Source organism: Komagataeibacter europaeus (assembly GCF_002173515.1).
GTDB lineage: Bacteria > Pseudomonadota > Alphaproteobacteria > Acetobacterales > Acetobacteraceae > Komagataeibacter > Komagataeibacter europaeus.
This window is the reverse complement of sequence record NZ_CP021467.1, coordinates 65,001-79,208: the sequence shown is the minus strand read 5'-3', so window position 1 is coordinate 79,208 and position 14,208 is coordinate 65,001. Positions and strand designations below refer to the sequence as shown.

General features: G+C 54.9%; 7 protein-coding genes, 1 tRNA gene and 2 rRNA genes (1 of these 10 cut by a window edge). 1 reads left to right on the top strand and 9 read right to left on the bottom strand.

All coding sequences use genetic code 11. The features are described 5' to 3' along the window. Positions 1 to 50: 50 nt before the first annotated feature. The 6 genes from S101446_RS00355 to S101446_RS00325 all read right to left on the bottom strand — a co-directional run bounded on the left by S101446_RS00355 (position 51) and on the right by S101446_RS00325 (position 10,016). Positions 51 to 2,120, bottom strand: coding sequence for a ParB/RepB/Spo0J family partition protein (locus tag S101446_RS00355; RefSeq protein WP_087608783.1), 2,070 nt, complete (start codon positions 2,118 to 2,120; stop codon positions 51 to 53). Between the two features lie 255 nt (positions 2,121 to 2,375). Next, positions 2,376 to 3,368, bottom strand: coding sequence for a CBASS cGAMP-activated phospholipase (locus S101446_RS00350; protein WP_087607221.1), 993 nt, complete (start codon positions 3,366 to 3,368; stop codon positions 2,376 to 2,378). 486 nt (positions 3,369 to 3,854) lie between these two features. Continuing rightward, positions 3,855 to 5,048 (bottom strand): nucleotidyltransferase domain-containing protein, encoded by a 1,194-nt coding sequence (locus S101446_RS00340; protein WP_208620528.1) that lies wholly within the window; start codon positions 5,046 to 5,048, stop codon positions 3,855 to 3,857. 99 nt (positions 5,049 to 5,147) lie between these two features. After that, positions 5,148 to 7,370: a S8 family peptidase gene (locus tag S101446_RS00335; RefSeq protein WP_087607218.1), complete on the bottom strand. Its 2,223-nt coding sequence runs from the start codon at positions 7,368 to 7,370 to the stop codon at positions 5,148 to 5,150. Then, a complete protein-coding gene (locus S101446_RS00330; protein WP_196778589.1) occupies positions 7,367 to 8,563 on the bottom strand; it encodes an AAA family ATPase in 1,197 nt (398 codons plus the stop codon). The genes S101446_RS00335 and S101446_RS00330 overlap by 4 nt, the downstream gene beginning before the upstream one ends. Positions 8,564 to 9,056: 493 nt before the next feature. Beyond that, positions 9,057 to 10,016: an MFS transporter gene (locus tag S101446_RS00325; protein ID WP_341865149.1), complete on the bottom strand. Its 960-nt coding sequence runs from the start codon at positions 10,014 to 10,016 to the stop codon at positions 9,057 to 9,059. 392 nt (positions 10,017 to 10,408) lie between these two features. Here S101446_RS00325 and S101446_RS00320 point away from each other — a divergent pair, with 392 nt between their 5' ends. Then, entirely contained in the window at positions 10,409 to 11,299 is an 891-nt protein-coding gene (locus S101446_RS00320; RefSeq protein ID WP_087607217.1) for a LysR family transcriptional regulator, read from the top strand. Positions 11,300 to 11,454: 155 nt separating this feature from the next. Here S101446_RS00320 and S101446_RS00315 read toward each other — a convergent pair. The 3 genes from S101446_RS00315 to S101446_RS00305 all read right to left on the bottom strand — a co-directional run. Continuing rightward, positions 11,455 to 11,531: transfer RNA gene (locus S101446_RS00315), tRNA-Met, on the bottom strand. A gap of 21 nt (positions 11,532 to 11,552) precedes the next feature. Beyond that, positions 11,553 to 11,668: ribosomal RNA gene (gene rrf, locus S101446_RS00310) — 5S ribosomal RNA — on the bottom strand. A gap of 114 nt (positions 11,669 to 11,782) precedes the next feature. Then, positions 11,783 to 14,208, bottom strand: a 23S ribosomal RNA gene (locus S101446_RS00305); it runs 313 nt beyond the window's last position.

Below are 14,208 nucleotides of genomic sequence, written 5' to 3'. Positions count from 1 at the left end.
GCTTCCGGGCACCGGAAGCCGCTGTCTCACCATTCCAAAAATCCATTACGCTATTCGGCGGCAATGGCTTCCATATCCCCGCCTGCCGTTACTGTTTCAACCTGTACCTGATCTGTCAGTCCCACGGTCCGCAATGCCTCGGGCAACCAGCCGGAACCCTCAAGCAGCCGCTCGGCCTCGCGCGCCATGTCGGGCTTCTTCAGGTGGGCGATGCGCTCTGCCGCCTCGTCACCGCGTGCTTCGCGCACAGCCTGCAGGATGCGCGCCTTGGTCACCCGGCCGAGATAGTTCTCGACCGTGGGCTGCCAGCCCGCCTCGACCAGATCGAGGCTGAGGGCCGATGCCAGACGGTCTGCACGCTTGAGACGCTCGGTGACGCTGCGCTGGGACACCGCGCCGTAGGCGGGCATGCGCTCGTAGAGCGCGTTGACCCCAAAGGACAGGCAATGGGCCAGCAGCGCCATGCGGCTGGCATCATCCAGCCCGTCGATCCAGCGCCACAGCGCATCCTCGTCATCCGGCAGATCATGCTTCCAGCCCTCGTTGCGCTGGCGCAGCGCATGGGCCAGCAGACTGCCCGGCATGTCAGGCGAATGGACCGGCAGAGAAATTTCCCGGACATAGGCTTCCAGGCAGTCCGCACCCGATGTCTGCCAGTAAACATCACGCACCAGCGTATGCAGCATTTCGGTCAGCGCGATGTGCGGGTTGCTGGCAAAAGCATCCCGCAGGGCCAGCGTGCGCCAGGCCGTCAGTTCGGTGAGAAGCCGGTCAGGCAGTGGTTTGATCCCGTCTTCTTCCTCGGGCTCGACGTCGGGAGCGATGTTGTCGCCCTCCCCCTCCTGGTAACCATGGCCTGTGCTATCGTGGTCCCGCCCATCATACCCAGCATGATCGTATCCATCGGCATCATCGGTCTCTTCGGGCTCGGCCGGCATGTCCTCGGGCAGGACGAAGCCCCGCTCGACCTGCAGCATGCCATCGCTGGCAAGGCTGACGAAGGCTCCGGCCCGCGCCATGTCGGCAGGATCGAACGCCAGAGGTCGTTCCTCCAGAGCAAGAATGGCCTGCTCGATCTCGCCCAGCCTTGCATCCACCTCATCGGGATATTCATCGGCCTGGGCGTATTCGGCCTCGATGGTTTCCTGCTCGACACGCAGGGCTTCGAGGCGGACCGTCTCTTCATCGGCCAGTGGCACTTCCGTGCCATCAATTTCCGCGAACTGCCGGGTATGCCCCCATGGAAACGACAGGGCCGCCTCGACCCATTTCCAGCCCTCGGCACGGATATCTTCTGCGGCTGCATGCAATTTTTCCATGACCAGCCGGTCCACAATACCCGGATCCTGCAGCCAGCCGCCGTCATCGGCCTCGAACAGGTCGCGCATGATATGACCGCCCGCTGCGATATAGGCCTCCAGCCCGACGAAGCGGGCACGGGCGTCCGAGGCCCGCACAGTCTTTTCTGTCAGCATGCGGCGGATGACATAGGGTTCACGGTTATGGCTCTGGGACACGATGTCCCAGACCTGCTCCTGGCGGGCATGGTCATCGCTGATGGAAAAGGCCATCAGCTGTTCCAGCTTCATGCCGTCCTGCTCGTAGATATCCAGTAGCTTGTCGGACACGGTCATCAGCCGCAGGCGCTGTTTGACCACGGCCGGTGCGACGAAGAACGCTGCGGCGATTTCCTCCTCGGACATGCCTTTCTCCAGCATGTCACGGAAGGCGCGAAACTGGTCCAGCGGATGCAGGGCCACGCGCTGAACGTTCTCGGCCAGGGAATCGTCCTCGGCGAGGATGGCCGACCCGGCCTCGCGCACGACGCACGGTACCGGGGCCATCTTCGCCAGTTTCTTCTGCTTCACCAGCAGTTCGAGGGCACGGAAGCGTCGTCCACCGGCAGGCACTTCATAGGTACCGGTCTCGGCCCCGGTGTCGTCGAGAACAGGGCGGACGTTCAGACTCTGCAGCAGCCCGCGGCGCTCGATGTCGCGGGCCAGTTCCTCGATCGACAGACCGGACTTCACACGCCGGACGTTGGACTGGGATAGCACCAGCCGGTTGAAGGGGATGTCACGGGAGGAACTCAGGGTGATTTTGGGAATAGCGGTCGCCATGGCGAAAAGCTCCATGACGGGCGGACAGGAGCCTCTCTCCCACCCTCTCAACCCGTCACGAAAATCCCCGCAGCCCTCTGCCTCTGAAGGCTATACCCGAACAAGCACGCTCTCCTCCTTTCCCGGCAGGAAAGAAGAATAAAGACGAGAACGCAGAAGGCTTCTCTCCTTGAAGATCTGCCTCGTTGCAACCATTACGCTCTATCTATGTAACCTGAGCCTAAAGAGATAATGATTTACTATCCTTACGCAGGTTTATAGCAGATGATATGGCACAAATTTATCGGCAGGTTTATCAAAAAAATTCCGTCGAAGTTCAGGAAGCTTCTCACGCGCCTCCACTACTGCGCGATTCTTCATTTCAGCAATACGACCAGCATTGTCTAATGTGTAACGACCTGATGGGGCTATCTGGTCTACACGCCAAATAGCTTGATGGCCGTGGCCATCTCCTGTAAGGATTTTTGCAGCGCCGAGCGCACTATGAGATTGACCTGCCATGAACAGCCGAGTGACATGAGCAGCCATCGGCAATTTTCCAGCCCATCGAGGCGGGGCATTAACTTCTGCGATAGTCCCGATACTAAGCACTTTCAGTCTCTTGGCGGGCCATCCCAGCGTTCCGACCGCCTCGACCACCGCTGCGCCAATCGGATTATTGGCCCAGACACCACCGTCAATAAGCTCGACTTGATCAGATGTATTATGTGCAGGCAGAAATGTCGGAGCCGCAGCAGTAGCCATCGCTGCATCTACGGCCAACTGCCTAAAATCAGTCTCCAGCCGCGGATGGTGGGCCGTCTTGTAGATGTAAACGCGTTCCAATATCGGGTGCCACGCAGGGATAAGCAATCGAGTTGCGCTTTCCCCAAGACGCCGTTCTCCGAGAATGCCGTCGAGAGCAGCGCGGAGTTCTGTCGCCTCATATTTGCTGCCAACCCAGTGCCGCGCGCTTCGCCAGCGCTGACGGAGCCAATTACCAATAGTGCCGTGCTGCTGATCGAAGATTGCCGGTCCACGCTCCTCATAAAGTTTCAGAATCTCGTTTGCAGAAAGTCCTAAGCCTAAACCAACAGCTATAATGCCGCCGGTCGACGTGCCTGCTATCAAATCGAAGTATTGACCGATCGGATGCTCGATGTATTCCTCAAGTCGGGCAAGGAAAGCTGCAGGAAATACTCCTCGGATTCCCCCTCCATCCAAACACAGAATACGATAAGACTTATCCTGATCATCTTGCATGTTCATGACGTTTTCTATTTGATATCAGAATATTACGCTTCGGTTTATGACTATCGGATCGGTCCCGCACTCTAGGATGTAGTCCGCCACCTGACCATTCATTGGACAGCAGCCATGCTTCGAAATAGAACAACCAGAGTGCCGTCCATGGTACGATCGTCTGGTCTAGCCGCATCCAATTTCCCCACTCGCCCGAGTTTGGAAGATAAAGACAAAGCCGCGTTGGCAATTGTTCATATACGTGCGGTAGTTTTCTTCCCTCAGCCAAAATCGTAAGATCAGGCTGGTCAATATAGACTGCCGGTGCCTTCCCTTGCCGATATTCTATCCGGGCATGATACAACCTGCTCAAGGGCGTAGGCGTAACCAGAAAGTTCCACGTAAGAATATTACCGCGCAGTTTCCCGTGACCTTCACAGATCGGGTTAGACCGTAGCGCGATATACTGCTGTGAAGGTGTCAGTGGCCGAGGAAGATCGAAGCGCATCGAGACTATGACGCCCCATAAAACGTATTACTGCGGACCGATGTCGCTCGAGCCACAGGCACTTTTGCAGTTGTCAAACCAATCGCTGGAGCAACGGCCAGCATACGGGCGGATCGCGCGGTCGACATGCTATCGAGCATCTCCTGGATAATTTCTCGCGCAGGAGCCTGTCCAAACGATGATGCAAGGGTTCTACCCAAACCATCGAGCCCCTCAGCAGCACTCAACCGTTCTAGATCCAGCATTATTGCAGCGTGCCACTCAAAAAAAGCTGCTGCCTTGGCGGGCTCCGCATTCCAACGTTCAGCGAAGTTCTCACCCTCCGTTGTTTCGTTCCAGATAGCCCAATAGACGCGTCCTTCTATCGTATTCGATAGGATAAAAGTGCGCATATGACGAATCACGGCATGCAAAACATCCAGCTCGCTGTCGAACACCATCGTCCGAACACAGTGTTCGTAACTCCATGCGGCAAGTGTAGTGATAATTACTGAAATCGGCGCGAGAGACATATTACGTTCGAGAAAATAACTATCGCGATGTCTCTTTGCAATTTGCACAATCCGACACAAAAGCCCTTTAAAGCGAGGACGCTCAGGGAACGGTTCAATGTCCGCGTCCGCGCGTGCTCGATCTTCCGCATAGCTCATGAGAAGACGCATCTGCGGAACCAGCTCGGCCCGACGCTTGAATGCGTCTCGGTATCCTTTGGGATTGCTAGGCTTCCACGTAGAAAGCGCTTTATCAGGTACCAACTCTCCGCCGTTGGCACAATTCGCGTTTGGAATGGACGGGGTTATATCCAGATGAAATTCATCTGCATAATTTAGTCGCCAGCAACGCGGCTTTTCCTGAAGAATATTATTATAACGCTGATTGGCCTTCAATCGATCACCTACTATCTGCTTGCACAGAGCGGGCGGCAACCACTGACCGAAAGCAGGAAGATGACAAACTAAGTCAACATCGTACTCATTTTGGCCAATCGGCTTTACCGTGGTTCCTAGCGCAATCGAGCCTTGCAAGTAAATACCGCTGGTGGCAAGCCGGTTATCTTCAGCATCGGCCAACCACCGGCCCACCGCTTCATAACTGGATTGGGCACGATTAGTTTGGGTTTCACTTGGCTCCAGTCGCTCACAAAGCCGCTCCAAGAGCCCAAAAATCTCTACCTTTCTGAGCGCAGGGCGCCGTTCCATATACATTGCAACCTCTGATCAAATGGGCCGAACCCATTCGCAAAAATGTCGAAACATTTAGTCAATTTGAAAAATAAGAAATCCCAATTTGAACAATTCCTATGTTCGAATTGGCAGGGTTATTTTTGGCTGAATTGGCACAAGTGCCTTTGTATAACTGCGCAAAATATCATTATAGAGATCAGGATGTTTAGCAGCTTCTACTGTGATAATTAGAGCATAACGAATTTTCTCAGCGCTTGTCGTAGCATGTCCTGATTCACGCGCATTGTAATGAATGTCGAACACTGGGCTATCGAGACTACGCCCGAGCATACGTTTATCGCCATGTAGAACAGTTTCCCATTTCCCCATATCCGAACGACGCTCCTCTTCGGTTGCGTATTTTTTCATATCGAAAAAGCCTTTTGTATCGGCGTTCGCTTTACCTTCTTTTACCTTCTTATCACTGGGACGAAAGACAATATCCAAACCAGCTCGAGTATAGGTAACAGCATCCTGCGGATCCGTCGGAGACGCGTAACAAAATGTTGCCTTCAAGCGTATTTTACCTTGTAGACCACCAGTTGGTATTGGAAGCGGCGCGCGTAAATATTTCCCGGGTTTTAATTCGCCTTGATAGACCACCCGCGCCACGCCAGACGGACAAGTAATAACTTCCATCAAATCTTCTGGAATTTTACCCCAACCGACTTCAATTTTATCGTGTTCAGAGGGATCAGCACTATGAACAAGCAACGCTTTAATAGCGAGCGGCGATAAATCCGACCCAAGAACCGCATGAACTCCAACAGCATTGCGCAATAAATATGGTGATGCAAAACTTGTTCCCAATTGAGGCACTAGGGACGGCTTGGCTCCCGATGCCAGAACATGAAAATATTTAGAATTTTCTGCGGCCCCACCAAAAGCCATAAGATCAGGTTTTACTACGCCTGGACTACGACCGGGTCCAACGGCGCTGTAAGCGGCCCGACCCCAAGTTTTATCAACGTTGTCAGCAGCCCCTACGGACAACGCATTCACGCAATCCGATGGCACCTGAACACGTGCGTTACCTGTGGAGCGATCCATAGCGCCGTTATTTCCAACGGCTATGGTCATCAATGTATCGCCATCGCTCAACAAATCATCAATCACAGAAGTCCACGCGTGTACATCTGTATCTTCAATTGGGAGATCCGGTCCCAAACTCAAATTGATGAACTGATAATATCGAGACAGAAGAACTTCTTCCACAAACCCCAGCGTACGATATAATTCCAATGGGTCTTCTGAATCAGTTTCACGATCCAGAACGCGGAGATGATCAACATAAGAATAAGGCCGAGACGGAGTGCTATTGGGTATGATCGGTCCAAAAAGGAATGCCGACGTGACTGCAAGCCCATGCTCAATGCCGCCTGGATCATCTTCCGCATGCTCATCCATGACGCGATAAGTATTTATCCACGGAGTGATACTGCTATTTGTCGGCAAACCACCATCCAAAATGGCGACTTTAGGCTCTGACGACAGCGGCTGCTCCGTGGGCAGGCTACACGGCACAGTCACCCCAGAAGCCCGTTGTATCGGACGCATACCACGCAACTTGGGCATGGAACGAATTACACGTACAAAAGAGAACTCAGCTAGGTGCCTGATGCTCTCACTATCGCCCTCTGCAGGAAGAAACCATAGATTCCCTGCGCTAAATGCCAGATCGAGGTGCAGCTTTACGCCAACGTCGGTCGCATATTTGGCAAATGCGCGTTGTACAAATTGAGAGTTATCTCCGGGTAACAGATGAACACCCACTTCGAAAAAACGATCTTGGGATTTTTCGAATGACACAATGCGATCTGTTGACTCAAATGCAGAAAAATTCTCAATATGAGAAAGGTCTTTGGCTTCACTGGACCCTTCTTCAACTTCTCCAGCCCAATCTGCCAACTGACGAAACGCTTTTCGCCGTCCCACCACAAAAAGCTCCGTGGTCGTTGACTCGCGCGGAGAACCCTTTTTTGCCCAAGCCTCCGGGGTCAGTTTTACAGCTCTACTCCCGACCGACTCAAGACCAGCACTGCGCAACATTGCGACAGGATAAAAAGAACGCGCGATGTAACTGGGATTCAAGGCGAGACGGGCCACACTCAAATCGCCCGGACAGGCTTTGGAGGGCAACCTATCGAGATTTATCGATGTTTCGATAAATTGCGGCACCAAACGTGTTCTCGCTTGCTGCAGCGTATAAACTTCAGCTTTCGTTATCTTCCGTCGAGGACCTTTAATATCATAAGTAAGGAGTTCGCCTCGTCCTATCAAAAAATTGGTCTGACTCATCCTTCACGTCTCCGCTTTTTAGGAACGACGGCAGGACCGTCAGTCGTGTATTTTCTAATAGTATCTCGGCTCACACCTGTAATATCCGAAATACTATGCTGAGACAGGCGTGTTTGTTTAGCGAGTAAAACAGCCATATCGATACGCCCCTGTCGATCCAATGATAGAGCGCGAGCTTTAATGAATTCCTCAATTAAATCGACATCTGGAGCTGTTCCCAATGCTACTGCTCGCCGAAAGCGCTGTATCTCTCTTCCTATATCGCTAAAGGACTGTCCACGAAACGCGAAGGTCAGAATATCTACCCACCGAGCAAACAACGCGAAATCAGGTCCCAAGAACCGTTTAATAGCTTCTTTGACCGCTACGGGCTCAGGTGTCTTAAATTCGACAACCAAGTCAAACCGTCGCCATAACGCAGGATCAATCAGCTCTGGATGATTAGTTGCGGCCAACAACACCCCGGTAGAAGGCCACTCATCAACTTCCTGCAAAATCACTGTCACAAGACGCTTGAGTTCACCCACATCGGAATCATCGCTACGTCGCTTGGCAATTGCATCGATTTCATCAAGCAACAACACACAAGGGCGTTGTTTAGCAAAATCAAGAGCTGCGCGTAAATTGTTACCGCTACGCCCCAACAAACTACTCATAACCGCAGTAAGATCGAGTACATACAGCGGTACACCTAGCTGAGATGCCAACCAACGCGCAGTGAGTGTCTTACCCAGTCCAGGTTGGCCAACAAATATTGCAGAGCGTGTTGGCACCAAGCCCGCTGCGACAAGACGCTCAGCTTGCTTACGCTCCAAGATCAACTGTCCAAGCATTTCCTCCAATCCGGGAGAAAGCAGTGGCGCTTCCTGATCTGGAAGATCCGTAAACTCTTTAAGCAGTGACAAGCGCGACTCATCGTCCACTGGCAAAGCCTGTTCCGGAGAGGATGGTGTAACTGCCTTCCGTAACGGAGCTCCGGTGCGATGCGGTTTGGAACGAAGGAACATATCTACCTGTGCTGCCAACTCAGGTTCAGTCCCTCGATATTTTCTAACTAGCCGTGCGGCGAACAGGCGTACGTCCTCCGTTTGCTCGGCCAAGGCGAGCCGAACAATCTGGGCTAAATCAGACTTCAATCCACTAGAATCGTCCATAAACACTGTAACCCATTCATATAAACCACTTTTTTTCATTCAAAAATGGACTAAAATTATTCTCTCATATTTTCTGTCTGCTGGAAAGATATTCTGAGCGATCAGGACCAATCGCCCACTCACCACTCTTGGCGCGGTCATGATCAGCCATGACCATATATGAGAGCGGGCGCATCAAGGCAGGAAGTCTATGATCAAAGAGAACGTCTCTTCCTCAACGTTCACAGTCATTCCCTGTCCATTCTCTCGGCGCTTTCGTGGCACTCCAACCCGACACGATGCTGGAACTCGCACTGCCGGGTACGGGGCTGGCGCACCTTGCGGCGTTTCAAGTTGATCCACACATCATCGCTGGGCGGCTGACCTCAATGCTTGAGCACTTTTCAGATCGACAGATTTGTCGATGTGCAAGCCGTCTATCTGGGACATCGTGGCACGCTGTCCGCGCGGATCAGGGCAGTTCTTGATTTTCTAAAGAAGAATATGTGCATCGGTCCCAGCCAGCTATCGGGGGAGTAAAAAGCGCGTTCAGTCAGCCATTGCGTGGCATGCGTGTAAACCCGCTTCCTGACGCCATCACGACGATCATCAGGGCACAGAGCAGCAAAACTGTTGCTGCCCACGGAATGACGGTCGTGCCAAGATGGTCGAGAAGCAGACCCCCGATGATCCCGCCGCCGGCAATGGCCGCGTTCCATACGGTCACGATCATCGACTGGGCGATATCGGCCCCCTCGCCTGCTGCACGCGCGGACGCCGTCTGGAACAGCGTGGCCGCGCCACCAAAGGCCAGCCCCCACAGACCGGCTCCGATGTAAATTGCAATCGGACTGGTCCCTGCAAAACCCAATGTGCAGCCTGCGATCACGAAAAGAGCAATACTCGCCAGGACCAGCGCCCGCAGCCAGTGATCGATGAGGGCGCCGATCAGCCAGATCCCGACCAGAGCGGTGAGACCGAATACCAGCAGCACCCTATCCACCTGTCCGCCCATGCCGGCCTGCAGCAGGAAAGGCGCGATATATGTGTAGAGGATATTATGGGCCAGGACGAACAGTAGCGTGACAGACAGGATTGTCCGCACATCCGGCATCAGGAACACATGCCTGAGCGTCAGACGTCGTCCCTGACCTTGGCCGGGAAAGTCCGGCACCGCGGCCACGACCCAGCCCAGCAGCCCGACGGTCAGCACGGTCATGATACCGAAAGTGTAACGCCACCCCACAACCGTCCCGAGAAGGGTACCGAGAGGAATGCCGAATGACAGGGCAAGCGGTGTCCCGACCATTGCAACAGCGATGGCCCGTCCCTGCAAGGCGGGTGCCACCATCCGGCTGGCATAGCCCGCCAGCAGCGCCCACAGCAGTCCGGCCGATACCCCTGCCAGAAAACGGGCGGCGGGGTCAGGACATAGCTGGTTGAGACGGCCGTGACCGTATTGACGACAGCAAAGCCACCAATAGCCAGAAGCAGCAATCTGCGCCGTCGCCATCCCTGCGTGGCGCTGGTCAGCGGGATGGCCGCGACAAGGGAACCGATTGCGTAAAGTGTGACAAGTTGCCCGACCATCGCATCCGCTACGTTCAGGCTACTACCCATCTGCGGTAACAGGCCTGCTGGCAGAGCCTCGGTCAGGATGGTGATGAAGCCAGATGTGGCCAGGGCCAGGAGGCCCGCCAACGGCAGGCGCTCCGATGTGGACAGGTTGCATTCTGTGGTTTCTGAGGTCATGGAGTCATCCATCTCAAAGCATGCCGTGGCGCAGAGCTGTCTGCCGCTCTGGCCCCTCGTTGCCCTCACGATAAGATGGTCCCTGCTCCGGATTAATCAGGCTATAGTTCCACACACAATGGACAGAGATGTCCGCAATAGCCGGATCATGCGATGGACAGTCTGGGTGCTCTTCCCATTTTCATTCAGGCGGCCGAAACACGCAGCTTCACGGCCGCCGGTCAGCAACTGGGCCTGTCTGCCTCTGCGGTCGGCAAGGCCATTGCCCGTCTTGAAGGGCGTCTCGGCGTCAGGCTGTTTCATCGCAGCACGCGAACGATCACGCTGACCCAGGAAGGTCATCTCTTTCTGGCGCGCTGCCGTCGGATTCTGGGAGAGGTTGAGGCTGCAGAACAGGAACTGGCGGATACACACGCCGCACCATCGGGACGTCTGCGCGTGAGCCTCCCCATGGTCGGCATGCTGTTGATGCCGGCGGTCAACGCCTTTATCCAGGCCTATCCGGAAATCGAGCCCGATCTTGATTTCACCGATCGTCTCGTGGATGTCATCGGCGAAGGCTTCGATGTGGTTCTCCGAACCGGAGATGCCGCGGACTCACGCCTGATGACCCGCATCGTCGGCACGTTCCATCACCGGCTGGTTGCCAGCCCCGCCTATCTGGATCGCCGTGGGATACCCATCAAACCGGCTGATCTGGCGCATCATGCCTGCCTGCGCCACAGATATCCCACCACCGGGAAACTGGAAGCATGGCCCCTGCGGCAGGATCGCATGGCTGGGACTATTGAGCCACCGGCAACCGTCGTTGCCTCGGCGCTGGAGCCGCTGATCAGCATGGCCGAAGCCGGGCTGGGTATCGTCAGCCTGCCGGATTTTGTGCTTCACGAGCATCTCAGGACAGGACACCTCGTTCCTGTGCTGTCCGACCATACCGAAGATTCGGGGGTCTTCCGTCTTCTGTGGCCGTCCAGCCCCTATCTCTCACCGAAGCTCAGGGTGTTTATCGAGTTCATGACGGCGAATCTGTTCCCGCCCAAATGACCTCGCTCTGGCGGTTCACGCACACGTGAAATCAGCCCAAACTACGCTGGAGTTTCACTCCCATCTGCATCCTATACGCATCCTGCGCGTATGTCCCAAACGCAGAAAGCCGCCCTTGAGGACGGCTTAACATGCTGATGATATTGGATAAGTTTTGGTTGCGGGGGCAGGATTTGAACCTGCGGCCTTCAGGTTATGAGCCTGACGAGCTACCGGGCTGCTCCACCCCGCGGTGGTGAGGGGTGACTGGAAGACCTGGCGGCGACCGACTTTCCCGTGCCTTGAGGCACAGTATCATGGGCGCTGGGGTGTTTCACGGCCGAGTTCGGGATGGGATCGGGTGGATCATTCCCCGCCATGGCCACCAGGTCATCCAGTCATCCCTTTGGGAGGGGCTGAGAGGATGTGATGGGTTGGTGCTGTTATGGTGTGTTGAAGAGTGGATGACTGCTGTGCATGTATGTTGCCACGTCATGTGGCGATGGAATGAGCCTGTTGGGCGATTAGGACCAGTTAGCTGCACGCATTGCTGCGCTTCCACACCTGGCCTATTGACGTGATGGTCTATCACGGCCCTCGGGGAGACCTTGTTTTGAGGTGGGTTTCCCGCTTAGATGCTTTCAGCGGTTATCCCGTCCACACTTAGCTACCCGGCTGTGCCGCTGGCGCGACAACCGGTGCACCAGAGGTATGTTCATCCCGGTCCTCTCGTACTAGGGACAAATCCTCTCAAGTCTCCAACACCCACGGCAGATAGGGACCGAACTGTCTCACGACGTTCTAAACCCAGCTCACGTACCACTTTAATCGGCGAACAGCCGAACCCTTGGGACCTGCTCCAGCCCCAGGATGTGATGAGCCGACATCGAGGTGCCAAACCTCCCCGTCGATGTGGACTCTTGGGGGAGATCAGCCTGTTATCCCTAGAGTACCTTTTATCCGTTGAGCGATGGCCCTTCCACGCGGGACCACCGGATCACTATGGCCGACTTTCGTCTCTGATCGAGCTGTCACTCTCACAGTCAGGCGGGCTTATGCCATTGCACTCGACAGTCGGTTTCCGACCGACCTGAGCCCACCATCGCGCGCCTCCGTTACACTTTGGGAGGCGACCGCCCCAGTCAAACTGCCCACCATGCAGGGTCCCGGACCTGGCTAACAGGCCTCGGTTAGACATCAGAAACAGTCAGGGTGGTATTTCAAGGATGGCTCCACCGGAACTGGCGCCCCGGTTTCAAAGCCTCCCACCTATCCTACACAGAATGTCTCTGATGCCACTGCAAAGCTGCAGTAAAGGTTCATAGGGTCTTTCCGTCTGACCGCGGGTACCCCGCATCTTCACGGGGAATTCAATTTCGCTGAGCCGATGCTGGAGACAGCGGGGAAGTCGTTACGCCATTCGTGCAGGTCGGAACTTACCCGACAAGGAATTTCGCTACCTTAGGACCGTTATAGTTACGGCCGCCGTTTACCGGGGCTTCAATTCGGTGCTTGCACACCTCCTCTTAACCTTCCGGCACCGGGCAGGCGTCAGGCCGTATACGTCGTCTCTCGACTTCGCACAGCCCTGTGTTTTTACTAAACAGTCGCTACCCCCTGGTCTGTGCCACCCGCCAATGGTTGCCCACTGACGGGTCTTGCTTATCCCGAAGTTACGCAAGTAATTTGCCTAGTTCCTTCAGCATCGTTCTCTCAAGCGCCTTGGTATTCTCTACCAGTCCACCTGTGTCGGTTTCGGGTACGGTCTATATGCCAGAGCTATTTCCTGGAATGCGCCAAAAGCCGGATCAATCCGATAAGACCCGACAACATATTGCATTCGTCACTTCTGGCAGGCCCGGGAATATTTGCCCGGTTTCCATCGACTACGGCTTTCGCCCTCGCCTTAGGGGCCGGCTCACCCTGCGCGGATTAACCTTGCGCAGGAACCCTTGGACTTTCGGCGACAGTGTTTCTCGCACTGTTTGTCGCTACTCATGTCAGCATTCGCACTTCCGATATCTCCAGAGAGGGTCACCCCGTCTCCTTCACAGACCTACGGAACGCTCCGCTACCGCGCATACATAGTATGCACCCACAGCTTCGGCACGTGGCTTGAGCCCCGTTACATTTTCGGCGCAGGGTTTCTATTAGACCAGTGAGCTATTACGCTTTCTTTAAAGGATGGCTGCTTCTAAGCCAACCTCCTGGTTGTTTTGGAATCCCCACATCCTTTCCCACTTAGCCACGATTTGGGGGCCTTAGCTGGTGGTCTGGGCTGTTTCCCTCTCGACAATGGACCTTAGCACCCACTGTCTGTCTGCCGAGCTCATACTTCCGGGTATTCGGAGTTTGGTTAGGTTTGGTAAGGCTTTGGGCCCCCCTAGCCCATCCAGTGCTCTACCCCCCGGGGTAATACTCGACGGTCTACCTCAATAGATTTCGCGGAGAACCAGCTATTTCCGAGTTTGATTGGCCTTTCACCCCTAGCCACAGCTCATCCCCGACTTTTTCAACAGGCGTGGGTTCGGCCCTCCAGTGCGTGTTACCGCACCTTCAGCCTGGCCATGGCTAGATCACTCGGTTTCGGGTCTTCTGCCAGCAACTCGTCGCCCTGTTCAGACTCGCTTTCGCTGCGCCTACACCTAACGGCTTAAGCTTGCTGCAAACAGAAACTCGCTGACCCATTATACAAAAGGTACGCCGTCACCCCATAAGAGGCTCCGACTGCTTGTAGGCATTCGGTTTCAGGTCTATTTCACTCCCCTCGTCGGGGTGCTTTTCACCTTTCCCTCACGGTACTTGTTCACTATCGGTCACCAGGGAGTATTTAGGCTTGGAGGGTGGTCCCCCCATGTTCAGACAGGATTTCACGTGTCCCGCCCTACTCAAGGATCATTCCTGACACTACGCATACGGGGCTATCACCC

Coding starts and splice junctions, on each gene's coding strand:
- S101446_RS00355 (WP_087608783.1), bottom strand. CDS start 2,120: ATGGCGACCGCTATTCCCAAAATCACCCTGAGTTCCTCCCGTGACATC.
- S101446_RS00350 (WP_087607221.1), bottom strand. CDS start 3,368: ATGAACATGCAAGATGATCAGGATAAGTCTTATCGTATTCTGTGTTTG.
- S101446_RS00340 (WP_208620528.1), bottom strand. CDS start 5,048: ATGGAACGGCGCCCTGCGCTCAGAAAGGTAGAGATTTTTGGGCTCTTG.
- S101446_RS00335 (WP_087607218.1), bottom strand. CDS start 7,370: ATGAGTCAGACCAATTTTTTGATAGGACGAGGCGAACTCCTTACTTAT.
- S101446_RS00330 (WP_196778589.1), bottom strand. CDS start 8,563: ATGAAAAAAAGTGGTTTATATGAATGGGTTACAGTGTTTATGGACGAT.
- S101446_RS00325 (WP_341865149.1), bottom strand. CDS start 10,016: ATGGCGACGGCGCAGATTGCTGCTTCTGGCTATTGGTGGCTTTGCTGT.
- S101446_RS00320 (WP_087607217.1), top strand. CDS start 10,409: ATGGACAGTCTGGGTGCTCTTCCCATTTTCATTCAGGCGGCCGAAACA.